General features: G+C 72.4%; 20 protein-coding genes. 5 read left to right on the forward strand and 15 right to left on the reverse strand.

Annotated elements, in window-relative coordinates; translation table 11 throughout:
* Window positions 1-53: 53 nt before the first annotated feature.
* The 11 genes from ACHFIV_RS03060 to ACHFIV_RS03110 form a co-directional block, all read right to left on the reverse strand.
* Window positions 54-767 carry a maleylpyruvate isomerase family mycothiol-dependent enzyme gene (locus ACHFIV_RS03060; protein ID WP_398963051.1) on the reverse strand — a complete coding sequence of 238 codons (714 nt, stop codon included), beginning with the start codon at window positions 765-767 and terminating at the stop codon, window positions 54-56.
* Between the two features lie 3 nt (window positions 768-770).
* The gene (locus tag ACHFIV_RS03065; RefSeq protein ID WP_398963054.1) at window positions 771-2,999 is read right to left on the reverse strand and encodes an FAD/NAD(P)-binding protein; all 2,229 of its coding nucleotides are present in this window, start codon (window positions 2,997-2,999) and stop codon (window positions 771-773) included.
* Between the two features lie 52 nt (window positions 3,000-3,051).
* Window positions 3,052-4,179, reverse strand: coding sequence for a pyridoxal-phosphate-dependent aminotransferase family protein (locus ACHFIV_RS03070; protein WP_398963057.1), 1,128 nt, complete (start codon window positions 4,177-4,179; stop codon window positions 3,052-3,054).
* An 83-nt stretch (window positions 4,180-4,262) separates the two neighbouring features.
* Window positions 4,263-5,108, reverse strand: coding sequence for an amino acid kinase family protein (locus ACHFIV_RS03075; protein ID WP_398963060.1), 846 nt, complete (start codon window positions 5,106-5,108; stop codon window positions 4,263-4,265).
* Window positions 5,105-5,752 (reverse strand): thymidylate kinase, encoded by a 648-nt coding sequence (locus ACHFIV_RS03080; protein ID WP_398963063.1) that lies wholly within the window; start codon window positions 5,750-5,752, stop codon window positions 5,105-5,107. The genes ACHFIV_RS03075 and ACHFIV_RS03080 overlap by 4 nt, the downstream gene beginning before the upstream one ends.
* Window positions 5,749-6,021, reverse strand: coding sequence for a phosphopantetheine-binding protein (locus ACHFIV_RS03085; RefSeq protein ID WP_398963065.1), 273 nt, complete (start codon window positions 6,019-6,021; stop codon window positions 5,749-5,751). Before ACHFIV_RS03085 ends, ACHFIV_RS03080 begins: the two co-directional genes overlap by 4 nt.
* A gap of 73 nt (window positions 6,022-6,094) precedes the next feature.
* Entirely contained in the window at window positions 6,095-7,279 is a 1,185-nt protein-coding gene (locus ACHFIV_RS03090; RefSeq protein ID WP_398963068.1) for a nucleotidyltransferase family protein, read from the reverse strand.
* On the reverse strand, window positions 7,276-8,928 hold the full coding sequence (locus ACHFIV_RS03095) for an amino acid adenylation domain-containing protein (protein ID WP_398963070.1): 1,653 nt from the start codon (window positions 8,926-8,928) through the stop codon (window positions 7,276-7,278). Before ACHFIV_RS03095 ends, ACHFIV_RS03090 begins: the two co-directional genes overlap by 4 nt.
* Entirely contained in the window at window positions 8,925-9,986 is a 1,062-nt protein-coding gene (gene sbnB / locus ACHFIV_RS03100; protein ID WP_398963074.1) for a 2,3-diaminopropionate biosynthesis protein SbnB, read from the reverse strand. Before sbnB ends, ACHFIV_RS03095 begins: the two co-directional genes overlap by 4 nt.
* Window positions 9,983-10,951, reverse strand: coding sequence for a 2,3-diaminopropionate biosynthesis protein SbnA (gene sbnA / locus ACHFIV_RS03105; protein ID WP_398963077.1), 969 nt, complete (start codon window positions 10,949-10,951; stop codon window positions 9,983-9,985). Before sbnA ends, sbnB begins: the two co-directional genes overlap by 4 nt.
* 46 nt (window positions 10,952-10,997) lie before the next feature.
* Window positions 10,998-11,858: an isocitrate lyase/phosphoenolpyruvate mutase family protein gene (locus ACHFIV_RS03110; protein WP_398963080.1), complete on the reverse strand. Its 861-nt coding sequence runs from the start codon at window positions 11,856-11,858 to the stop codon at window positions 10,998-11,000.
* A 204-nt stretch (window positions 11,859-12,062) separates the two neighbouring features.
* On the opposite strand from ACHFIV_RS03110, the gene ACHFIV_RS03115 reads away from it, so the two are divergent.
* Genes ACHFIV_RS03115 through ACHFIV_RS03135 form a run of 5 tightly spaced genes read left to right on the forward strand, consistent with a single transcriptional unit; the run spans window position 12,063 to window position 17,576 of the window.
* Window positions 12,063-13,013, forward strand: coding sequence for a hydroxyacid dehydrogenase (locus ACHFIV_RS03115; protein WP_398963083.1), 951 nt, complete (start codon window positions 12,063-12,065; stop codon window positions 13,011-13,013).
* 2 nt (window positions 13,014-13,015) lie between these two features.
* A complete protein-coding gene (locus tag ACHFIV_RS03120; protein WP_398963086.1) occupies window positions 13,016-14,107 on the forward strand; it encodes a zinc-binding dehydrogenase in 1,092 nt (363 codons plus the stop codon).
* Window positions 14,104-15,204, forward strand: a complete 1,101-nt coding sequence (gene argC, locus ACHFIV_RS03125; RefSeq protein ID WP_398963088.1) for an N-acetyl-gamma-glutamyl-phosphate reductase — start codon at window positions 14,104-14,106, stop codon at window positions 15,202-15,204. The genes ACHFIV_RS03120 and argC overlap by 4 nt, the downstream gene beginning before the upstream one ends.
* A complete protein-coding gene (pgk, locus tag ACHFIV_RS03130) occupies window positions 15,194-16,417 on the forward strand; it encodes a phosphoglycerate kinase (protein WP_398963091.1) in 1,224 nt (407 codons plus the stop codon). Before argC ends, pgk begins: the two co-directional genes overlap by 11 nt.
* A gap of 31 nt (window positions 16,418-16,448) precedes the next feature.
* Window positions 16,449-17,576, forward strand: a complete 1,128-nt coding sequence (locus tag ACHFIV_RS03135) for an iron-containing alcohol dehydrogenase (protein WP_398963093.1) — start codon at window positions 16,449-16,451, stop codon at window positions 17,574-17,576.
* On the opposite strand, the gene ACHFIV_RS03140 is transcribed toward ACHFIV_RS03135, so the two are convergent.
* The 4 genes from ACHFIV_RS03140 to afsQ1 form a co-directional block, all read right to left on the reverse strand.
* The gene (locus ACHFIV_RS03140) at window positions 17,570-18,202 is read right to left on the reverse strand and encodes a DUF402 domain-containing protein (RefSeq protein WP_398963096.1); all 633 of its coding nucleotides are present in this window, start codon (window positions 18,200-18,202) and stop codon (window positions 17,570-17,572) included. The two genes, ACHFIV_RS03135 and ACHFIV_RS03140, sit on opposite strands and share 7 nt — an antisense overlap.
* A 68-nt stretch (window positions 18,203-18,270) precedes the next feature.
* The gene (locus ACHFIV_RS03145) at window positions 18,271-18,930 is read right to left on the reverse strand and encodes a hypothetical protein (RefSeq protein WP_398964179.1); all 660 of its coding nucleotides are present in this window, start codon (window positions 18,928-18,930) and stop codon (window positions 18,271-18,273) included.
* Entirely contained in the window at window positions 18,930-20,465 is a 1,536-nt protein-coding gene (locus tag ACHFIV_RS03150; protein ID WP_398963098.1) for an ATP-binding protein, read from the reverse strand. The genes ACHFIV_RS03145 and ACHFIV_RS03150 overlap by 1 nt, the downstream gene beginning before the upstream one ends.
* Window positions 20,462-21,139 (reverse strand): two-component system response regulator AfsQ1, encoded by a 678-nt coding sequence (afsQ1, locus tag ACHFIV_RS03155; protein WP_015578482.1) that lies wholly within the window; start codon window positions 21,137-21,139, stop codon window positions 20,462-20,464. The genes ACHFIV_RS03150 and afsQ1 overlap by 4 nt, the downstream gene beginning before the upstream one ends.
* Window positions 21,140-21,195: the final 56 nt, after the last annotated feature.

A 21,195-nucleotide genomic window follows, 5' to 3' on the forward strand; every position in this document is an offset into this window, starting at 1 on the left:
TGCTCCTTCGTCGTACTCAGGTGGGATGGACACCGCCGCCGAACCCGGCCCCGTCAGGGCCAGTCGCCCAGCTCCGGAAGGGTGTCGGCCGCTCCGTACGCCTTCGGGAGCCGCTCGCAGGGCCGTCCGGCGAGCCAGGCCGCCAGGGTGTTCCGGGAGCCGTGGACCGTGGTCGGTGCCCCCGTCCCGTACTCCCAGCGGCGGTCGGTGTCGCCCGGCAGGAGGACCGTGGTCCGGGTGGCGGGGAGCCGGGGCAGGAGGTAGTCGACGAGGTGCTCCTCCAGGGCGTCGCCCCAGTCCTCCACCCGGTAGCCGACGCCCAGGTCCGCGTAGTGGATGTGGACTTCGCGCCACCAGCACATCTGGGTGGCCAGCAGGTCGGAGTCGCGGTAGGCGCACGGCAGGGCCCAGTCGTCCGGCCCGAGCTTGCCCCAGGCCTGCTCCAGCCGGCCGAGCCCGTCCTCCAGCGAGACCAGCAGTTCGGCCACGGGCCGCCCCGCCCCGCGCTCGATGGAGGCGTCCCGGCCGGGCCGGCCGCCGTCGTACACCTCGACGGTGCGGCCTTCGAGCGCTGCCTCCGCCTGGCGCGCGAAGGCCCGGGCGAGGTCGCCGAGATGGGTCAGGACGTGCCCCCGGGTCCATCCGGGCAGCACCGTCGCCGCGCGGGCGGCCGCCTCGTCCAGCGCTGCGGCGTCGGCGCGCAGACGCGTGTGCGTGGACGCGATCTCGTCCAGCCGTCCCACTGAGGTTCCGTGTGTGGTGGCCATCGGTCACACTCCTGTCGTGATGAGGGAGCCGCCCGGGTCGGCTGCGGCGGCGTCCTGCTTCCAGAACCCCCGCATCCAGCAGAGGATGTCCTGCATGACGTGATGGTTCTGGTTCGGGCGCAGGGCACCCAGCTGGAAGAACATCACGCCCTCGCTCGGGGGCCCCAACAAGGTTATGCGCCGGTCCACTTCACCGTCCGCGCGCACCGGGTGGAAGTCCTCCGTGAGGTCCAGTCCGCCCGGCGCGAAGTCCGGGACACCCGCACCGGGGTTGCTCCACTTGCGGACGATTCCGCGGCGCAGCAGGTTCGGGTAGACCGGCAGGACGTCGTTCTCGGCGTCGAAGGGGTGGACCCGCGAGTCCACCAGGAGGTCGACCGGCAGCACGGCACCGGTGGCGGTGCCGCGCACCACGAAGCGGCCGGTGGCCGCGTCGGTGACGACGTCGGCCCCGGGACCCGCCGACACGTCGACCAGGCCGTGCCGGATCAGGGCACGGATCTTCTCCATCACCTCGAGCGCCGCCCCGTTGCAGAGACGGTTGTGATGGCGCATGAAGACGTCGAGGAAGTCACGGTGCGAGGCCGCGTGCAGACCGCCGAAGTCCACGGCCGTCGCCAGTACGTCCCTCAAATCCCGCCAGACGCCGTCGGCCGCCGTCTTGGCGGGGTTCGTCAGGTTGTCCTGGGCGGCCCAGCGGTGGTCCACGTCGAGGAAGTCGAGAAGCGCGTCACGGTACTCCTCGGGCGTGGTGAACGAGTGACGGTCGACCGGACGGATCGAGCGCTCCCACGAGAAGCGCTGGCCGGCGACGTCCTTGGCGTGCCGCCAGGGCGACCGCGCCGCGCGGACGGCCGCGGCGAACGCCTCGGGGTCGTCCAGGAGACCGGTCAGCGCCGAGGCCTGCTCGGGGCCGAAGACCACGTCCAGGAACCGCAGCACCGCCGCCTCGGCGTCCCAGCCGAGGCCACCGGTCCCGGCGAGGGGCCGCCCGCCGGCCAGCACACCGTCGACGACCTCAGCCGCCTCGTCGACGAGTGCCTCCACCGGGGCGAGCAGCCGCCGCACGGAGACGTCCGACGCCTGGCCCCGGCCGCCGTCGGCGAGGAACGCCTCGTACTCGGGGAGCACCGCCCGGACGAGACGCGCGCCGAAGTCCTCACCGAGCAGCGTCCTGTAGTAGAGGTAGGCCATCTCGAGCACGATCACCGGGAACACGTGGGCCCGGAAGTCCAGCTGCCGCTGGCTCCTGCGCCCCACGGTCGCCGGGGTGCCCGCGGAGAGGCGCAGGCTGCGGACGGCCTCCTCGGTCAGGAACACGCCCCGGTGCTCCAGCCGCCGGGGATCGCGTTCCTTGGCGTTGTAGGGGCGCGCGAAGGTGAACAGTCCGGCCCGGCTGAACATCACGACGGAATCCGGCTCCAGGCCGGAGGGGCGGTAGACCAGGCTGCCGTCGGGCTGTTCGTCGAAGGTGCCGCCCCTGCCCTCGCTCAGGTGCAGGATCACGTCGATGCCGGTGAGCCCCATCCCCACGCAGCCGACCTTCGTGCCCGGCCCGGCCTCCCCGGGGCCGAAGGCCGCCTCCAGCGGATAGGCCGACGGCACGAACACCGCGCGGTGCTCGTCGGCGAACCGGCGCCACTCCGCCTGGCTCGGGTAGCGCGCGGGGTCGTTGGAGGAGTGCCCGGTCAGCATCAGGACGTGATCGGCGTCCACCACGCGCTCACCGTCGCCCGTGAGGACGGCGAGACGGCCGTCCTCGAGGTCCTCGAGGTCGGTGACCTCGGCCTGGTGCAGATGGACGTTCACCCCGGGGACCTCCCGCAGCATCCTGACATACCGCTGGAACTGGTCCCGGAGCGCCAGGCCGTGGACGTACCGCTTCGGCCAGTGCTCGGCCGCCACGTCGAAGACGGGGTCCCCCGTCTCCTCGTACCGCAGGCGGCACCATTCGAGCAGGGTCGGGCGGTCCTCCTTCGGCAGCAGGGGCCCGGCGCCCTCGACGCTCTCGTCGGCGGCGAACGCGACCTGCCCGACGATCCGGTTCAGGAAGCTGGTGACCGGCTGGTCGGGGCTGTGGACCTGCCCGGCTCCGAACTGCCCGCCGCGGTCGAAGATGTGGACGTCGAGGGACAGGGGTCCCGCCGCCGCCCGCGCCGTCGCGGCGAGCCGGTCCAGCACGTAGGTGCAGCTCGGGCCCGCGCCGACGATGGCCAGTCGGTTGGAACGCATAGGGTCGCTCTCCTTGATCGTTACGGTGCGGACGGTCCGCTGCCTGGGCCGGTCAGATTCCGCGGCCGGCGTACTTGCCGACGACCCGGTCGTAGGCGGCGAGGAACCCCTCGATGTCGGCGGCGTCGAGCTGGCCCATGTTGGCGACCCGGAAGACACCGCCCAGTTGCGCCTGGACCGAGTAGACGACGTAGCCCTCGGCCTTGAGTCCGTCGTGGAGTTCGTCGTAGGTCATGCCCTCGGGCACGTAGACGTTGGTGACCGAGTTGGCGCGTTCGGCCGGCGGCAGCAGGAAGCGGGCCCCCCGCGCGGCCAGGCCTTCGCGCACCTGCTCGGCCAGGGCGTTGTAGCGGGCACCGCGCCCCTGGACGCCCTCGTCGAGCGACCGGTCGAGGGCTGCCTCCAGAGCGGTCATGACCTGGAGCGCCGGCGTGAAGAGCGGGGCCCCGAGCCGGTCCTGCGAGATGTAGTGGCCGTACAGGTCGAGGTAGAAGGTGTGGGCCCGTACGCCCTCCAGCTGCTCCAGCCGCTCACGGGGAGCGGTGACGAAGCTGACGCCGGGCAGGCCCTCCACGCACTTGTTGGCCGTGCCGACGCACCAGTCGATGTTGTCGTCGCGCAGGTCGAGGCGCTCGGACCCGAGGCTGCTGATGGCGTCGACGGCCAGCTGGCGGCCGTGCCTGGCGACCACGGCGCCGATCTCGCGCAGCGGATTGAGCATGCCGGTGCTCGTCTCGTGGTGGACGAGTCCCACGTGGGTGATGCCCGGGTCGTCGGCGAGCGCGCGGTCCACCGCGTCGACGTCGATCGGATTGCACCACCCGAACTCCATGCGGCGGTGGGGGATGCCGTGGACGTCGACGATGCGCCAGAGCCGCTCGCCGTAGTTGCCGTTGTCCAGGATGAGGATGCGGCCGTCGTCCGGGACGATGGAGGAGAACGCCGCCTCGAGCGCCGCCGTGCCCGAACCGGCCAGCAGCACGGAGGTGCAGCTGTCGTCGCCGCCGCTCAGCCGGGTCGCCTTCTCGCGGACGCGGGCCATCAGCGCGGCGGCCTCCGGCTCGCGGTGGCACTGGTCGGGTGAGGTCATTGCCGCGCGTACGTCGTCGTGGACGTTGACCGGGCCGGGGTTGAGCAGGACCAGACGGCCGGCGGGGGGCGTGACGGTGTTCTCGGGCATGCCGGGATCTCCTCGGGTAGGACGGTCGAAGGTGGGGAGGGGCGCGGTCCGGGACGGCTCGGGGAGCCGGCGGCCCGCCGCACTCAGGGGAGCGGAGAGGTTCTGGTGATCAGGGTGTGCGGCAGGTCCTCGGGCCACCGGTCCATCGGTGCGAGCAGATGCCGCAGTGAGCCCGCTGACCGGTCACCGCGCGTGATCACGCACTCCGCGCCGCGCCGCGCGTGCGCGACCAGGGCGTCGACCTTGCCGTGCATGGCTCCGCTGGTGTCCCAGGCGGCGGTCTCCCAGACGAGGTCGTGGGCGGGTGCGGGGTCGTCGGCGCTGACCCGGGCCAGTACGGCGCTGCGGGGCCCGGTCCCCGTGAGGATGCCCGGGACGTCGGTGAGCGTGACGATCCGGACCGGAGCCAGGGCGTCGTCGACGAGCACGCCGGGGACGTGGTCGCTGCCCAGGATCCGCAGGCCGCCGTCGCGCGTCAGGATGCAGTCGCCGGACAGCACGGGCAGCACGCCCTTGTCGAGCAGCTCCCGGACGAGCGTCAGGTCCGCGGACGTCCCTTCCGGCCGGTCCGAGCACATGGCGGCCACCTGGAGCGGCAGGGCCCGGATGCCGGCCTCCCGGAACGCCGTCACCCAGGCCCACTTGACGGCGAACGTGGCGTGGGTGAGGCCGAGTACCGCGAAGTCGTCCGCATCGTCGAGGTCCCGGACCGCGCCGTGGCCCAGCGCGCCACCGCCCGCGACGAATACCGTCCGGCCGGGGAACGTCCGTACCAGGTCGGCGATCTGCGCGGCGTAGTCGCGCAGCGCCCCGGCGTCGATGTGGTCGTCGGTGCGCTTGTCGGAGACGAGACTGCCCCCGACCTTGACCACCAGGGTGCGCGGGGCGGTCGTGCCGGCGCGCGGCAGGACGGCCGCCCGGGTGTTCACGCGCCCTCCTCGGTGTCCCCGCGCACGGCTGCGACGACCTGGTCCACCACCGTGTCGAGGGGGGCCCCGGCGTCCAGCACCGTCCATCCGAAGCGCTCGGCCCAGCCGTCGAGCACGTCGAGGATGCGTCCCTGGTGGGTCAGGAAGCTCTTCTGCGAGCACTCGTCGTCCATCCCGCACTCGTACGGGACGACGTCGCCGTCGGCCTTGCGCTCCCAGGCCTGCTCGGGATCGATGCGCAGGTAGAGGACCCGGTCGGAGCCGGGGAGACCCGCGACGACGCTCTCCGCCCAGGCGCGGTCGAGCCCGTAGACGACCTCACTGGCGGCGTGCTTCATCCAGTACCCGTCGAGCAGGGTGACCGCGCCCGGCCGGACGGCGGCGGGTGTGCGGCCCAGCAGGGCGTGGGATATCGACCACATCAGGAACAGGAAACGGGTCGCGTTCGGCATCTCCGCGACGCACAGCCGGGTGTCGGGGACGTCGGGGCGCATGAAACGGGCGGCCGGGTACGCCGGGTTGTCGACGATGTCCCAGCGGTCCACCCTCTCGACCGCCGTGCCGAGACCGGCCAGTCGTGCGGTGGCGAGTTTGGAGACGGTCGACTTGCCGGCCCCGTCCGAGCCCACGAGCGAGACGATCACGCGCCGGCCTCCTGGCTGGGTTCCCGCTCCAGCAGGCCGGAGACGACCGACCAGAGGACGCCGGGCGTCGCGAAGGACTGCTGGGTCAGGTGCTCGTCGGGAATCTCGATGTCGTACGTCTCCTCCAGCGTGACGACGAGTTCGACGATGGCGATGGAGTCGAGTCCGAGGCGCAGCAGGTCGTCGTCCGCCCGCAGTCCGCCGTCCCGGCGCAGGTCGACGATCCGCAGCAACAGCTCCTCGAAGCGGCTGTCCCAGGGTGCGTTCATGAGGGTTCCCGGTGTCGGTGAGAGGTCGGTGGGAAGGGGGCGGCCGGCCGCGCCGGCGCCACGGGCCCGTGGATCAGTCGTGCGGGACATTGGACTGGGCGCTGCCCTTCTTGCGGCCGGTCTCGAAGAGGCGCTCCAGGAAGCCGAGGGACCAGCGGGCCGTCGTGCCGTCGAGGGTGCCGTACTGCTCCAGGTAGTCGGTGTCGTCCGGCCGCACGGAAGCGAGTACGTGGGCGGGCACGCTCTCCGGGTAGAGCTCGGCGGTGAAGTGGAGGGCGTAGTAGGCGATGGGGCCGGCTCCGTACTCCTCCACCCGGGCCAGGAAGTCCTTCCACAGCGCGTCGTCGTAGCCGGCGGCGACGAGCGCGAGGTCGAGGAACTTGCTGATCTGCAGGTCGACGCTGTCCTCGATGAAGCGGAGGCTGGTCGCCTCCTTGTGCAGGTGGGAGCAGAGGTCGAGGAGCCGGTCGGCCGGGCCGGGGACCCAGGTCGCCGCGCCGCACAGGACGGTGGGCAGGCTGCGCTCCAGCAGCTGCGCCGCCGGGGCCGTGACCCCGGACTTCTTCTGGAAGATGTCGTGGCACAGGTCCACGTTGAACTCGGGGACGTCCGGCCGGTTCCCCGCCTTCACGTACGGCAGCTGGTTACTCAGGTTCACGCGCCAGAAGATCTGCGTCTTGCGGCTGAAGGGGCGGACGACCTCACCGTCGTCCGCGAGCTGCCCCTGGACGTACCCGAGGCGCTCCAGGACCTCGTGGGCCCGTGAGGCGTCCTCCCGGTCCACCAGCAGGTCCACGTCGTTGATCCGGCGCACACCGACGTCGGCGTACTCGCCCTCGGCCAGCGAGAACCCCTTGCGCACCGCGTGGCGCACGCCCGCCTCGGCGAGCTCGCGGAAGACCTGGCCGAACTCGTCGGACAGGGCGAGGTTCCGCGCGCGGTTCCCGGTGTAGGCGGTGGTGAACACCCAGCTGTACGGGAAGCCCTTGGTGTCGCCGTCGGAACGGCCCAGGCGGTGGGTGAACACGTGGCGGCCGACCAGCGGGAGCAGCTTGTGGCGTGCGGCCGCGTCGCAGAAGGCGCCCCAGTCGAGGTCGTCGCGCCCGGCCAGGGCGCGGATCGCGGCCACCTGCGCGGCGTCGAGGCGCACCCGCGCCAGGGCCAGCAGCAGCCGCGCGTGCGGGGGGAGCCCCGAGGTGTCCGGCCCGGCCTGCGGCCGTTCGCGGGGCGCCGGGTTCTTCTCCGGTGCAGTGGTCATCGTGCCTCTTCCTGGTGGGCGGCCGCGAGGGACCGGTGGTCGACCTTGCCGTTGCGCGTGAGGGGCAGTGCCTCCCACTCCCGCCAGCGGCGGGGCACCATGGCCGGCGGGAGCGCGGAACGCACGGCCAGGTAGAGATCGTCGGACGTCACGGGTTCGCGGAGGGTGTAGTGGGCGACCAGCTCCGAACGCGCCCCGTCACCGGAGACGACCACGGCGCAGCGCTCCACGGCCGGCTGGCGGCCCAGGACGGCCTCGATCTCGTCGAGCTCCATGCGTACGCCGGCGACCTTCACCTGGCGGTCCCCCCGGCCGAGGTAGTGCACGAGGCCGTCCTCGATCCGGGCGAGGTCGCCGGTGCGGTACAGCCGGCCGGTGGGGGAGGCGGGGTCGAACGGGTCGCGGAAGAATGCGCGGTCGGTGGTCGCCGGGTCGTTGAGGTAGCCCAGGCCCACCCCCTTGCCCCCGACGAACAGCTCGCCCGGCTCGTCCGGGCCGGCGGCACGCCAGCGGCCGTCCTCGTCCTCCACCAGCAGGTAGAGCGCGGTGTTGAGGACGGGAGCACCGATCGGCAGCCGGGTGCGCCGCAGATCGGCCGGGGTCACCACGTGGTGGGTGACGTCGTCGGAGCACTCGGTGGGGCCGTAGGCGTTGACCAGCGAGGCGTTCGGCAACGCGGCCATGGCGCGCCCGGCCACCGCCGGGTGCAGTTCCTCGCCCGTGGAGAGCAGGCTGCGCAGCGACCGCAGGGGCGCGAGGTCGCGTCGGACGGTCTCGTCGACGAGCCAGCCGAGGACGGTGGGGACGAGCTCCACGACGGTGACCCCGTGGGCGTCGAGCGTCTTCACCAGGCGACGGGGGAAGCGCATGACGGTGTCGTCCACGATCACGAGGTGGCCGCCGACCATCAGCGGGCAGAGCATCTGCCAGATCGAGATGTCGAAGACGAGCGGGGCGGTGAACGCCACCACGTCGTCCTCGGTCAGCGACAGGTCGACGACCTTGGCCCACAGGTGGTTGAGCATGCCCTGGTGCTCGACGGTGGCGCCCTTGGGACGTCCGGTCGTGCCCGAGGTGAAGATGGTGTAGCGGGCCTCGTGGGAGCGGTCGGACGCGTCGCGGGGCGGTGGGCCGCCCGGCGCGGTGACGGCGGGTACGGACGCCGTGGCCACCCCTGCCTCACGGGCCGCCTCCAGTGCGGGCCCCGAGGCGGGGCCGCCGGTGTAGTCGAGGAGGAGGGCGGCGCCGCTGCGTCCGAGCACGTCACGGACCCGCTCGCGCGGCCAGTCGAGATCGGCCGGCAGGTAGGAGGCGCCGAGGCTCTCCAGGGCGAGGAACACGACGGGGGTGCCGATGCCGCGCGGACCCACGCAGGCGACGACGTCTCCCGCGCCGACGCCCCGGTCCAGCAGCAGGGAGCGGACGGCGGCGACGCGTTCGGCGAGCTCGCCGTATCCCACCGTGCGCGCGCCCTCGGTGACGGCGGGGCGGCCCGGGTCCTTCACGGCGTGCTCCAGCACGTGTTCCAGGACACCGGTCGCCGTGTCCACGTCCCCGGTGGCGGCAGGCGCCGTCGCCCTGGCCCGGTCGCGGGCGCCGTCCGCGAGGGGGAGCTCCGCCCACACGCGGCCCTCGGCCGGGGCGGTCATCGCTCCCCGCCCCGGGCGGCGGGCGCGCGGTGGCGCTCCAGGTCGTGGAAGAAGCCGTCGACGACGGCGAGTTTCCCGGTCTCCCGGGCGCGGGTGTACACGTGGTCCCCCACGGCGAGGTCGAGCACGCCCAGTCCGAAGGGGGAGAAGACGACGGTACGGTCCGCGGGCGGGGTGAACCGGCCCGTCAGGACGTCGTACAGGGTCCCGCCGATGAACTCGCGTCCGCCGGTGAGCTGTTCCGCCAGGTGGACCGACGTGTCGGCCTTGAGTACGTGTTCGACGTCGTCCACCACGTTGACGCTGTCCAGCACGACGTCGGTGCCGAGGTCGCGCAGCGACACGTGCAGGACCAGCGGGTGGTGGGCGAACCACGACGGGTCGGTGAGGTGGGGGGCCGCGGCCGTCGTGGCGAGGACGACGACGTCGCAGGACCGGATCAGCTCCTCCGCGCTGTCGTGGACGCGGACGGTGCCCGCGTCGCCGGTGCTCCTCAGATGGCCGGCGAAGGCCTCGGCGTACTCCCGCGACAGGTCGTGCACTCCGGTCTCCTCCGGCTCCCAGCCCAGGGAGGAGAGATAGGTGTGCAGGTAGCGCGCGATGAGGCCGGTGCCGATGTAGCCGACGCGGCGCGGTGCGGGCCTGTCCCGGGTCAGGGCGCGGGCGGCCACGGCCGCGGACGCGGCGGTGCGCACGGCGCTGATGATCGAGCTCTCCAGGCAGGCGTACGGGTAGCCGGTCCCGGGGGTGTTGAGCACCAGCACGGCGGACGCGCGGGGGATGCCGCGCTCCAGGTTGGAGGGGAAACTGGCGATCCACTTGATGCCGTCCACCGCGCGGTCGCCGCCGACGGAGGCGGGCAGCGCGATGATGCGGGACGAGGGCCGGTCGGGGAAGCGCAGGAAGTAGGAGGGCGGGTTGACGGTCCTGGCCTCACCGTGCAGCAGGTAGGTCCTCTCGACGAGCCCGGTCACCTCCTCCTGCCGGCCGTCGAGCATCTCGTGCACGGTGGTGCCGGGTACCACCGCGAAGTCCGGTACCGCAGCTGGGTTGTTCACGTGTTCTCCAGGAGGTCCTGCGTGCCGGGGCCGTAGTGGCGGTCCACCCACGCGTCGTCGTAGACCGTGTCCATGTAGCGCTCGCCGAGGTCGGGGGCGATGGCCACGGAGGTCAGCCGGTCGCTGTCGTGCTGCTTCAGCCACTCGGTGGCCCCGCCGACCACCGTTCCCGAGGAGCCGCCGAGCAGTACGCCGTGGCTCGCCAGGCGGCGGCACATGCGTACCGCGTCGGCTTCCCGCACCCGCACGACCTCGTCCACGAGGGACGCGTCGATCAGCGGCATGGGGGTGCTCGCCCCGAGCCCGGGGATGTGCCGTGGCCCGGGGGCACCGGAGAAGTTCACCGATCCGACGCTGTCCACGGCGACGATGTGGACACTCGGACGGTGCTCCCTGAAGTAGCGGGCGCACCCCATGAGGGTGCCGCCGGTGCCCGTGCCGATGAACAGCGTGTCCAGACGGGGGAACTGTTTGGCGATCAGGGCGGCCGTGTTCTCGTAGTGCGCGACCCAGTTGGCGGGGTTCTCGTACTGGTTGAGCCAGACGTACGACGGGTCCTCGGCGCAGAGGGAGCGGACCCGTGCCTTGCGCGCGGCCAGGTAGCCGCCCGCCGCGTCGGGTTCGTCGACCACGACGACCTCGGCCCCCAGGGCCCGCATGAGGTCGGCCGCCGCCGGATTGCACTTCGGGTCGGTCACGCAGACGAAGCGGAGCCCCTTGGCGGCGGCGATCACGGCCAGGGCGACCCCCAGGTTGCCGGACGACGACTCGACGAGGACCGAGCCGGGGCCTATGAGCCCGTCGCGCTGCGCCGTGGCCACCATCCACGCGGCGGGCCGGACCTTGACCGAACCGGCGAAGTTGAAGCCCTCGCACTTGAGGTAGAGGCGGCAGTTCAGCTGCCGCCTGAGGTCCAGGTAGACCTCGTTGTCCAAGAGCTCGTCCGCTCCGGTGATGATGGTCATGCGCTCCGTCCACCTCCGTCCGTCCGCCGGGTGCCGCCGGGACGGCTCACGCGCCGAGCTTTTGCCAGTCGCCCATCCGCTGCAGGTCGAAGATGTCCCGCACGGCGGCGATCTTCGGTTCGAGAGCGGTGGTGTCCCCGGCCTCGTAGATGGCGCGGTAGGTGGCGCGGAGGGTGGACAGCGTGGCGCGCATGCCCTGGTTCGCGTAGATGACGACCGAGACGCCGGCGTCGCGGACGTCGTCGATGTGCCAGTCGGGGTAGGTCGTGGGCACGATCACCACCGGGACGCGCTGGTCCCAGCGGTCCAGGAAGGAGAGCACCTCGTCCTTGGTCGGCGCCTTGGAGTGGATCAGCACCGCGTCGGCGCCGGAGTCGGCGTAGGCGAGGCAGCGCTCCACGGCCTGATCGAGTCCCGCCCCGGAGATGAGCGCCTCGGTGCGGGCGATGACGAAGAACTCCTCGGAGGACTGCACCGCCTTGGCGGTCTCGATCTTGCTCGCGAAGGCCTTGGTGGAGAGCAGCGTCTGGTCGCCGTCGGCGAAGCTGTTCATCTTCGGGAAGAGCTTGTCCTCCATGCAGACCGCCGTGATGCCGGCCCCTTCGAACTCGTGGACCATGTGCGCCACGTTGTAGTTCCCGCCGTACCCGGTGTCGCAGTCCGCCACGACCGGGATGTCGAGGGCCTTCTGGATGTTGGCCGCCGCCTCCAGGTACTCCGTCATGCTCAGGATGCTCGCGTCGGGCAGGCACCGGGAGGCGGACACCTCGAAACTCGACGACCACACGGCCTGGAAGCCGGCCTCCTGGGCCAGGACCCCGCTGAGCGCGTGATGGGCGCCCGCGACCCTGACCACGTCGTGGGACGCGAGTACGGAACGGAACGAGGCGGAGCTGCGCTTGAGCATCTACGGCCTTTCTTGGGACGTCACGAGACGGTTCTGAGCCCGTCGTTCACCAACCTGGGCAATTTATTTCCAACGTGCTGTGCTGGCGTTCATCGCGAGTGTCCACGTCCGGCAGCTCGTTGAAGCTAGAGGCGCACCGGTGCCTATGTCAATGGAGTTGTCAATTACTTGCCAAGGTCTGCGGTCTGCGGTTGGATCGCCGACATGACCTATCGAGCACGCGTCGTCGTCCTGGACCCCGTGTCCGCGGACGCCCTTGCGGACCTGGGGCGCGACCACGACATCACGGTGCGGATCCAGCCCGCCCACGAGGAACTCCTCGAACTGGCCGCCGATGCCGACGCCCTGGTCGTACGCAGCGGCGTGCGGATCACCGGGGACGTGATCCGGCGCGGCAGCCGGCTGAAGGTGGTGGCGCGGGCGGGTTCCGGCACCGACAACATCGACCTCGCGGCCTGCCGCGAGGCCGGGGTCCAGGTGTTCAACCTGCCGGGCGTCTCCGCGCCCGCGGTGGCCGAGCTGGCTCTCGGTCTGATGCTCGCGGTCACCCGCAACATCGCCCTCGCCGACCGGCAGGTACGCGGGGGCGCGTGGAACAAGCCCCAGCTCGCCGGCCCGGTCCTCCACGGACGGGTCCTCGGCGTGGTGGGCCTGGGACCGATCGGCTCCCACATCGCGGGCCTCGGCCTCGCCCTCGGGATGCGGGTCCTGGCCGCGGTCGAGCGGCCCACTCCCGAACGCGACGAGGAGCTGCGGCTCCGGCACATCGAGCGGGTGCCCCTGGACGACCTGCTGAGCCGCTCCGACATCGTGTGCCTCGCCGTACCGCTCACCGCGGGCACGAAGAACCTCGTCGGCGCGGCGGAACTGGCGCGGATGCACCCCCGGTCCTACCTCATCAACGTGTCCCGGGGCGGCGTGGTGGACGAGGAGGCACTGCTGGCCGCCCTGACCTCGGGAGCACTGGCCGGTGCGGGGCTCGACGTGCACGGCCGGGAGTCCGGCACCCCGGCCCTCGGCGCCCTGGACAACGTGGTGCTCACCCCCCACATCGGAGCCACCAGCACCGACGCCCAGGAGAGGGTCGGCCGCCTGCTGGTCGATGACCTCCGGTCCGTCCTGGCGGGCGCGGACGCGACGAACAGGGTGTGCTGACCATGACGACCGCACCGGAAGGAACCGCCACCATGCGCGCCGCCGTCCTGACCGGGCGACGGATCCTGGAGTACCGGGAGACCCCCGCGCCCGAACCCGGCCCGGGCGAACTGCTCGTCCGGGTGTCGGCCACCGGGATCTGCGGCTCCGACCTCGCGGCCTACCGGGGGACGCACCCGTACAAGAAGGCGCCCGCGGTCCTGGGCCACGAGTTCTCCGGGACGGTGGTGCGCGTGGGCGGGGAGGTGACCGGGTTCGCCCCCGGCGACCGGGTCTGTTCGGCAGCGTTCTCGCACTGCGGCTCCTGCGCGGAGTGCGAGGGCGACGCCCCGCACCTGTGCACCCGCAAGCGCAACCTCAGCCACCTCGACTGGACGGGGTCGTTCGCGGACCTGGTCGTCCTGCACCCCAACATGGCCCACCGGCTGCCGCCCGGCATGCACCCGCTGGCGGGGGCGCTGGTCGAACCGCTGTCCATCGGCCGGCACGCGATGCGGCTCGCCGACGTGGCCGGGGCGGACCGCCGCGTCGCCGTCCTCGGGTCCGGCACCATCGGGCTCAGCTGCCTCGTCGCCACCCGCGCGCTCGGCCGTGCCACGGTGGCCTGCGTGGACATCGGCGCGGCGAAGGGCGTGACGGCACGGGGACTCGGCGCCGACGCCTACGTCGACGCACGGGAGGGTGATCCGGTCGCGGGCGTCCGCGACGCCCTGGGAGGACCGGCGGACGTGGTCGTGATCGCCTCGGGCTATCCCGGGGTCACCGACCAGGCGCTCAGGACGGTCCGGCCCGGAGGCGTCGTCGTGATCGTCAGCTACTTCGACGGCCCCCACCCGGTCGACCTGAACTCCCTCGTCGGCCGTGAGGTGACCGTGCGCGGCTCCGCCCTGTCCACCCCCCGGGACTTCGACGAGGTGATCGAACACCTCGCGACCGGCTCCGTCGACGTGCTCCCGATGATCACGCACCACTTCGGACTCGACGACGCCGCGTCGGCGCTTCGTCTGATGGACCGGGCCGACGTACCCACGGGCAAGATCATGATCCATGTGAGCACCGACCCGGACGAGTTCACGAACGGATGGAACGCATGAGCGACGACGGCATACGGGCGGCGGTCATCGGGGGCACCGGCTACACGGGCGGCGAGACGTGCCGCCTGCTCCTCGGGCATCCGCAGGTGTCCGAGATCCTGCCCACCTCCCGTGGAACCGAGTCCTTCGAACGCGTCCATCCGAACCTCCTCGGATCCGGACTGCGCTTCCACGACGCCGAGGAGATCGAGGCCCAGGCCCGTGACCTGGACGTCGTGTTCCTGTGCACCCCGTCGGGCGAGGCCATGCGGCGGGCGCCCGCGCTGCTCGGGGCCGGGGCGCGGGTGATCGACCTCAGCGCCGACTTCAGGTTCTCCGACCCCCTGGCGTACCGCGCCGCCCACGGACGGGAGCACACCGCCCCCCAGCTGCTCGCGGAGGCCGTGTACGGGGTCACCGAGTGGCACCGCGACCTCCTGGCGGGGGCGCGCCTCGTCGCCAACCCGGGGTGCTACGTCATCACCGCCCTGCTGGGACTCGAACCCCTGTTGTCCGCGCGGCTCGCCGAACCGGGGGCACCGCTGCACATCGCCGCGGTCAACGGGACCACGGGCGCGGGGATCAAGCCCCGGACCGAGACCCTGCACGCGGAGGTCCACGGTTCGATGCTGCCCTACAGCCTCCAGGGGCACCGGCACGCACCGGAGCTCGAGGACCGCCTCCCCGGCGGGCCGGACGGCCCGGTCACGGTCGACCTCAGCACCGCGCACGGCCCCTTCGCCCGGGGGATCTACATCCAGGCGAGCGTCCGGGTCCGCGAGGAGATGCGCGAGGAGGTCTCGCGGAGCATGCTCCTGGACCTCTACACCGAGCGCTACGGCGCGGGCTCCGAGGGCGAGTTCTTCGTCCGGGTCAACACGGAGACCGGCACCGGCGGCCTCACGGACAAGGACTACCGCAGGTATCCCGGCCTGGCCGGAGTCACCGGCTCCAACTTCTGCCACATCGGGCTGGACTACGACGTCCGCCGCGGTATCGCCAAGGTGGTCGCCGTCACGGACAACCTCGTCAAGGGGGCGGCCGGCTCGGCCGTGCAGAACATGAACGTGATGTTCGGCCTCGACGAGACGGCCGGACTCCGCGGCTATGGCCTCTGACGGCCCCCGGGGGGACCCGCTCGCCGGCGTCCCCCTGCTCACGGAGCGGACCGTGGTCCCGGGTGAACGGTGGATCCACTCCGCCGGCTTCAACGTGGGGCCGGACCTCGCCAGCACCGGCCGCGTCGACAGCGAACTCGACGACCTGCGGCTGCTGTCCGACGCGGGCGCCCGGGTGGCGGTCCTCTCCCACCAGGGCAGCCACCGGGACGGCAGCGCGACCGCGCTGGACCACATCGCCGCGTACCTGTCCCGGCGACTGGACCGGCCGGTGCGGTACGTACCCGAGAACGCATCCGACGCCGCCGTGGAGGAGGCCCGCCGTCTGCGCCCCGGTGAGATCGCCCTCTTCGGCAACACCAGGCACCACGCGGGCGAGGAACGCGGGGACGACGACCTCGCGCGCCGGTTCGCGCTGCTCGGCGACCGGGTCGCGGTCGGCGGCTTCTCCAAGGCGCACCGGGCGCACGCCTCGAACACCGGTCTGCTGCGCCGGCTGCCGGGCTACGCGGCCCGGAGTCTCGTGACGGACGTGCGCTTCATGGCCCCCTGGTGCGGAACCGGCTCCCCGGGCCCGTCAGCCGCCGTGCTGGGCGGCCGGAAGAAGGAGAAGACGTGCGTGGGGCTGGTGCACGCCCTGCGCACCTGCCGACTCGTGGTCCCGGGCGGAGTGGTGCTCAACACCGTGCTGCGCGCCCTCGGCCACGAGATCGGGGCGTCCGACACCGGCAGCCACCCCGAGGAGTGCCTCGACGCGGCGCGCACCGCGCTGCGGACCGGGGGCCGGGCACGGCTGCACGTTCCGACGACCGTCCGGGCCGCGCCCGTGGACGGCAGGAGGATCACGGGCGCCGCCTTCCCGGTCGCCGTCGCCGACGGGGTACCGCCGGGCCACGCGATCGTGGACTTCGTACTGGAACCCTGGGCCGCCCGCATGCTCGCGGGCATGTCCAGGACGGTGGTCGCCGGAACACCGTCCCGCTACCTCGACGGCCACCGCGGATCCTGCGACGCGATCCTCTCGGCCCTGGCCGCCGCCCCCGGCAGGACGCTCCTGCTCGGCGGGGACACCGTGGCCGAACTCCCCTGGGACGGACCGGTGTCGACGGGCGGGGGATCGGCTCTCCACCTGCTGTCCACCGGCACCTGCGCGGTCCTGGACGCGCTCAGGGACAACGCCGCCCGGCCCGGCCGGGACGCCTCGCACACGTGACCCGCCACGCCGCTACCGATGGAGTGATCAGATGAAGCTGGACATGGGCCTGGACGTCTCCACCCGCGTCGAGTTCGGCCGCGGTGAACTGGACCGCACCGGCGTCCACGCCGCCGGTTCCGGGGAGCACGCGCTGGTCGTCACCGGACGGACGGCGGCCAGGGCGAACGGCTATCTCGACCGGGTCGTCACCTCGCTCGGCGAGGCGGGCCTGCGCGTCACGGTCTTCGACGGCGTCTCGGCGAACCCGGCGTCGCACGAGGTGGACGAGGCCGCCACCCTGGCGCGGTCCCGGGGCTGCGACCTCGTCGTGGGCCTCGGCGGCGGCAGCGCCCTGGACGCGGCCAAGGGCGTCGCGGTCGCCGTGCCGTACGGGAGCACGATCCGGGACCTCATCGGAGGGACGCTGGCCCCGGACGCGCCCGCCCTCCCCCTGGTGGCCGTCCCCACCACCGCCGGCAGCGGTTCGGAGGTCACCAGGGGAGCGATCATCACGGACACGGTGCGGATGTTCCGCGCCGGTGTCCGAGGCGCCGCCGTCACCCCGCGCGTCGCGGTCGTCGACCCGGACCTGATCGCCTCGGTACCGCGCGGTGTCATGGCCGACACGGTCTTCGACTCGTTCGCCCACGCCGTCGAGGGCTGCGTGGCCGCCCGTGCGGACGGGGCGAGCCGGGGACGGGCGCACCTGGCCATCGAGCTGATCGCCGCCCACCTGCCCGGCGCGCTCGACGGCGACGTGTCCCCGGAGGCACGCGAAGCCCTGTGCAAGGCGGCCCTGCTGGGCGGATCGAACGTCGCCCACGTCAGCACCTGCCTGCCCCACCGGCTCCAGCAGGCCATGGGCGCGGTCCCGGGGCTGGACATCTCGCACGGCCGAGGCCTCGCGCTCCTGTATCCGAGCTGGCTGCGGCACACCGAACCGCTGGTACCCGACGCGTTCGCCGCGGTCGCCGAACTGCTCGGCGGCCCCACCGTCCACGACGCGGTGGGCCGCCTCCTCACCTCGGCGGGCCTGAACGGCAGGCTGCGCGACCACGGGGTGACCCGGGGCGACCTGGACCGGTTCGTGGCCTCGGTGACGGGAAACCTGGACAACGACCCGGCGGGGCAGGCCGACCAGGAGTACCTGCGCACCCTCTACGCCGAGTCCTACTGAAGGACGTGCGGCGGCCCGGCGGACACGGCCGCCGCCGGGCCGTCCCCGATCGCGACGGGGCCCGGCACGGTCCAGCCGGCGGGAGCGCGCCAGTCGCGCCACTCCTCCCACCAGCACTCGCCCTTGACGACGAGAGCCTCGACCTCGCGGGCCGCGGCCCGCACCGTGGCCTCCTCACCGGGCGTGAAGCCGCCCGTCCTGACACGCTCCTCGAAGTGCTCGACGTCCTTCCAGCGGTGCGGCGAGCCGTCACCGGGGATGATCAGGTCCAGTTCGTGGTCGAGGGTGTCGAAGCCCCGCTCCGTGCGCACCAGCGGCGCCTGGAAGTTGACGTACCACTCGACCAGTACCCCGCCGTCCCAACGGCCCCACACGGAGTAGGCCTCGCCGTCCCGCTGCAGCTGCAGCACGCCCGAGGACTGCCACGCGTGGGCGAACTCGGTCCAGGGGTGCAGCCCCCAGCGGAAGTCGCCCCGGCCGAACGTGAGCGGAGTGCCCTGCGCCAGGTACACGGCCAGCGTGCGCCCGTCGTCACCCGCCACCGTGACCGGATAGACCATCCATTCACGGCCGTCCAGGACCTCTCTTCGGACGATGACCTCACCCGTGCGGAAACATGACCCCATGGGCCGACATCCTACGAAGGCGGCCGCACGGGCCGGTACGCCGGGACCGGCCCCGGGCCGGGCGGTGTTCAGGGCGCGGCGGTCCGGCTCCCCACCCCGTCGGCCGGGCGCGCTCTCGTCTCCGGCGTGCACGCGTAGCTCCGCGCCCGGTACTCACCCGGGCCCCCGAGCAGCACCGGATCGCCGAAGCCGTCGCTCTCCGCGAAGGAGCACACCAACTGCGCCAGCGCGCCGGCCGGCAGGTCCTCGGGGTGCTCGCTCAGACGCAGTGTGCCCTCCGGGTCGTCCCGGAGCCCCCCGGCGACGGTGAGCCCCTCCGGTACGCGGGTGGAGAAGCCCTCACGCCGCTCGTCGGCGGACGGCCGCTGCTGCAGCTGGGCCAGGAGCGACCGTGCCACCCCGAGCCGGTCGGAGTCCGACTCGTCCATCTCCACCACACGGTCCACCGCGAGCAGTTGGGAGGCACAGAGCAGGTACACCTGGAGCGTCAGCGTTCCGGCCGGATGGTTCCCCGTGCCCGTGCCGGAGGCCCGGCACGGCACCCGGGAGGGAGCCGCCCCGGCGTCGACCGGCACCGACGTGCTCCTGATGCCGCACCCGGCGGCCAGCACCGCGCAGACGGTGACGGCGAGGGCGGCGGTGACCGCCCGCGCGGGGCGCCACCCCGGGCCCCCGCGTCCGCGCGCCCCTGCCGGGCGGCGTATGCCGTACGCGTCTCTGCCGCGCATCACGTCGCGCCGCCCTCCTCGTTCCCGTCGCCGCCCCCGTCGCCGTCCGTGGTGCCGGCCAGCCGCTCCGCGTCACGGGGAAGCCGCAGCACGAACACCGCGCCCCCGCCGTCCGGCAGGTTGGCGGCCGTGATGTCACCGCCGTGGATGTGCGCGTTCTCCACCGCGATGGACAGACCGAGACCGCTGCCCTCGGAACGCGGACGGGACGCACTCGCCTTGTAGAAGCGGTCGAACACGTGCGGCAGGACCTCCTCGGGGATGCCGGGGCCGTGGTCGCGGACCTCGACGACCAGCTCGTCGTCGTCGGTCCGCACGGACACCCGCACGGGCGACCCGCCGTGCTTGAGCGCGTTGCCGATCAGGTTCGCCAGGATCACGTCGAGCCGGCGCGGATCGAGCCGCACCATGATGCCGCGCTCCGCGTCCAGGTCGACCGCGTCCAGCCAGGCGCGGGCGTCGATGCAGGCGGTCACCTGGTCGGCGACGTCGACGGTGTCCAGGACGAGGCGGGCCGTACCGGCGTCGAAGCGGGTGACCTCCATGAGGTTCTCGACCAGGTCGTTCAGCCGTCGTGTCTCGCTCACCACCAGGTGGACGGCGGGAGCGATCATCGGGTCCAGGCTGTCCGCCTCGTCCTCCAGCACCTCGGCGACCGCGGTGATGGCGGTCAGCGGGGTGCGCAGTTCGTGCGACATGTCGGCGACGAATCTCCGGCTCGACTCCTCCCGCGCGCTCATGTCCTCGACCTTCTTCTCCAGCGAACTCGCGGCCTTGTTGAAGGTGCGGGAGAGATCGGCGAGTTCATCGGTGCCGGAGACCACGAGACGGGTGTCGAGCTTGCCCTCGCCGAGCTTGCGGGCCGCGTCACCGAGCCGCTGCACCGGCCGGAGCACGGTCGTCGCCGCGGCCTGGGCGAGGAGCGCCGAGCCGACGAGGGCCAGCGCGGTGGCGATCCCCAGGGACCAGGCCAGCGAATTGAGGTCCTCGCGTTCCTGGTCGAGCGACTTCAGCATGTATCCGGCGGGACCACCACCGATGATCTTCGTCCCGGCCACCAGGTACGGGGTGCCGCCCAAGGTCGTACGCTGCCAGAACAGGTGGTACTCAAAGGTGTTGGCCGACGTCAGCGGCTGCTTCTTGTTCACCTGCTTCTGGAGCGAGACGGGCACGTCGGCCTTGGTGAAGGCGTCGAGGTCGGAGGAACCGGTGACGGGCTTGCCGTCGTTGGTGCCGATCAGCAGCACGTGGTAGCCGGGGCTGCTGCTGGCCATCTGTTCGGCGGTGTCGCGCAGGTCCCCGGCCGTCGGCTGGAGCGGCAGCGAGGCCGCGCGGTTCTGCATCTGGCGCCGGAAGTCACCGAGCGCCGCGTCCTGCGTACGCGTCAGGACGGCCTCCCGGTTGAGCCAGTACGCGATGCCCGACGCGGACACGGCCGCCGTCAGGGCCACCAGCGCGAACACGATCAGGAGCCGCAGCCGCAAGCTGGTCCAGCGAAGACCCGCGAGTATGGAACGTTTCGCGGAATCGCTCACTGAGGCGAATCCAGCCGGTACCCCACACCGCGCACGGTACGGATCAGTGTCGGCGAGGACGGCACGTCCTCCACCTTCGCCCGCAGCCGCTGCACACAGGCGTCCACCAGTCGTGAGTCACCGAGATAGTCGTGCTCCCACACGAGCCGCAGCAACTGCTGGCGGGACAGGGCCTGTCCGGGCCGACGGCTCAGTTCGAGCAGGAGCCGCAGCTCGGTCGGCGTGAGCTGCAGGTCCTCCCCGTTCTTCGTGACGGTCATCGCCGAACGGTCGATGACGACACTGCCGAAGGTCGCCGAGTCGGTGGACTCCCTCTCCCCTCGGCGCAGGACCGCGCGGATCCGGGCGTCGAGCACCCGGCCCTGCACGGGTTTCACCACGTAGTCGTCCGCGCCGGACTCCAGCCCCACCACGACGTCGATGTCGTCGCTGCGCGCGGTCAGCAGAATGATCGGCAGCTGGTCGGTACGCCGGATCCTCCGGCAGACCTCGAAACCGTCGATCCCGGGCAGCATCACATCCAGCACGACCAGGTCGGGCCGCTGCTCACGGAGCAGCTCCAGGCCGTCCTCTCCCGTCGCCGCGGTGGCCACACGGTGGCCCTGGCGTGACAGGGAGAGTTCGAGGGCTGTGCGGATGGCGTCGTCGTCCTCGATGAGCAACAGGAAAGGCACGGGGGTCATTCTGGCCCATGGTGGTGCCACGTTTCGACAATCCCCCCGACTTGCTC

Source organism: Streptomyces sp. ALB3, from assembly GCF_044385685.1.
Lineage (GTDB): Bacteria > Actinomycetota > Actinomycetes > Streptomycetales > Streptomycetaceae > Streptomyces.

Excerpts from the sequence above, each read along its gene's own strand:
- ACHFIV_RS03110 (WP_398963080.1), bottom strand. The coding sequence starts at position 11,858 with ATGCTCAAGCGCAGCTCCGCCTCGTTCCGTTCCGTACTCGCGTCCCAC.
- ACHFIV_RS03070 (WP_398963057.1), bottom strand. The coding sequence starts at position 4,179 with ATGCCCGAGAACACCGTCACGCCCCCCGCCGGCCGTCTGGTCCTGCTC.
- ACHFIV_RS03065 (WP_398963054.1), bottom strand. The coding sequence starts at position 2,999 with ATGCGTTCCAACCGACTGGCCATCGTCGGCGCGGGCCCGAGCTGCACC.
- sbnA (WP_398963077.1), bottom strand. The coding sequence starts at position 10,951 with ATGACCATCATCACCGGAGCGGACGAGCTCTTGGACAACGAGGTCTAC.
- pgk (WP_398963091.1), top strand. The coding sequence starts at position 15,194 with ATGGCCTCTGACGGCCCCCGGGGGGACCCGCTCGCCGGCGTCCCCCTG.
- ACHFIV_RS03135 (WP_398963093.1), top strand. The coding sequence starts at position 16,449 with ATGAAGCTGGACATGGGCCTGGACGTCTCCACCCGCGTCGAGTTCGGC.
- ACHFIV_RS03060 (WP_398963051.1), bottom strand. The coding sequence starts at position 767 with ATGGCCACCACACACGGAACCTCAGTGGGACGGCTGGACGAGATCGCG.
- argC (WP_398963088.1), top strand. The coding sequence starts at position 14,104 with ATGAGCGACGACGGCATACGGGCGGCGGTCATCGGGGGCACCGGCTAC.
- ACHFIV_RS03120 (WP_398963086.1), top strand. The coding sequence starts at position 13,016 with ATGACGACCGCACCGGAAGGAACCGCCACCATGCGCGCCGCCGTCCTG.
- ACHFIV_RS03095 (WP_398963070.1), bottom strand. The coding sequence starts at position 8,928 with ATGACCGCCCCGGCCGAGGGCCGCGTGTGGGCGGAGCTCCCCCTCGCG.
- ACHFIV_RS03140 (WP_398963096.1), bottom strand. The coding sequence starts at position 18,202 with ATGGGGTCATGTTTCCGCACGGGTGAGGTCATCGTCCGAAGAGAGGTC.
- ACHFIV_RS03145 (WP_398964179.1), bottom strand. The coding sequence starts at position 18,930 with ATGCGCGGCAGAGACGCGTACGGCATACGCCGCCCGGCAGGGGCGCGC.
- ACHFIV_RS03115 (WP_398963083.1), top strand. The coding sequence starts at position 12,063 with ATGACCTATCGAGCACGCGTCGTCGTCCTGGACCCCGTGTCCGCGGAC.
- ACHFIV_RS03085 (WP_398963065.1), bottom strand. The coding sequence starts at position 6,021 with ATGAACGCACCCTGGGACAGCCGCTTCGAGGAGCTGTTGCTGCGGATC.
- ACHFIV_RS03090 (WP_398963068.1), bottom strand. The coding sequence starts at position 7,279 with ATGACCACTGCACCGGAGAAGAACCCGGCGCCCCGCGAACGGCCGCAG.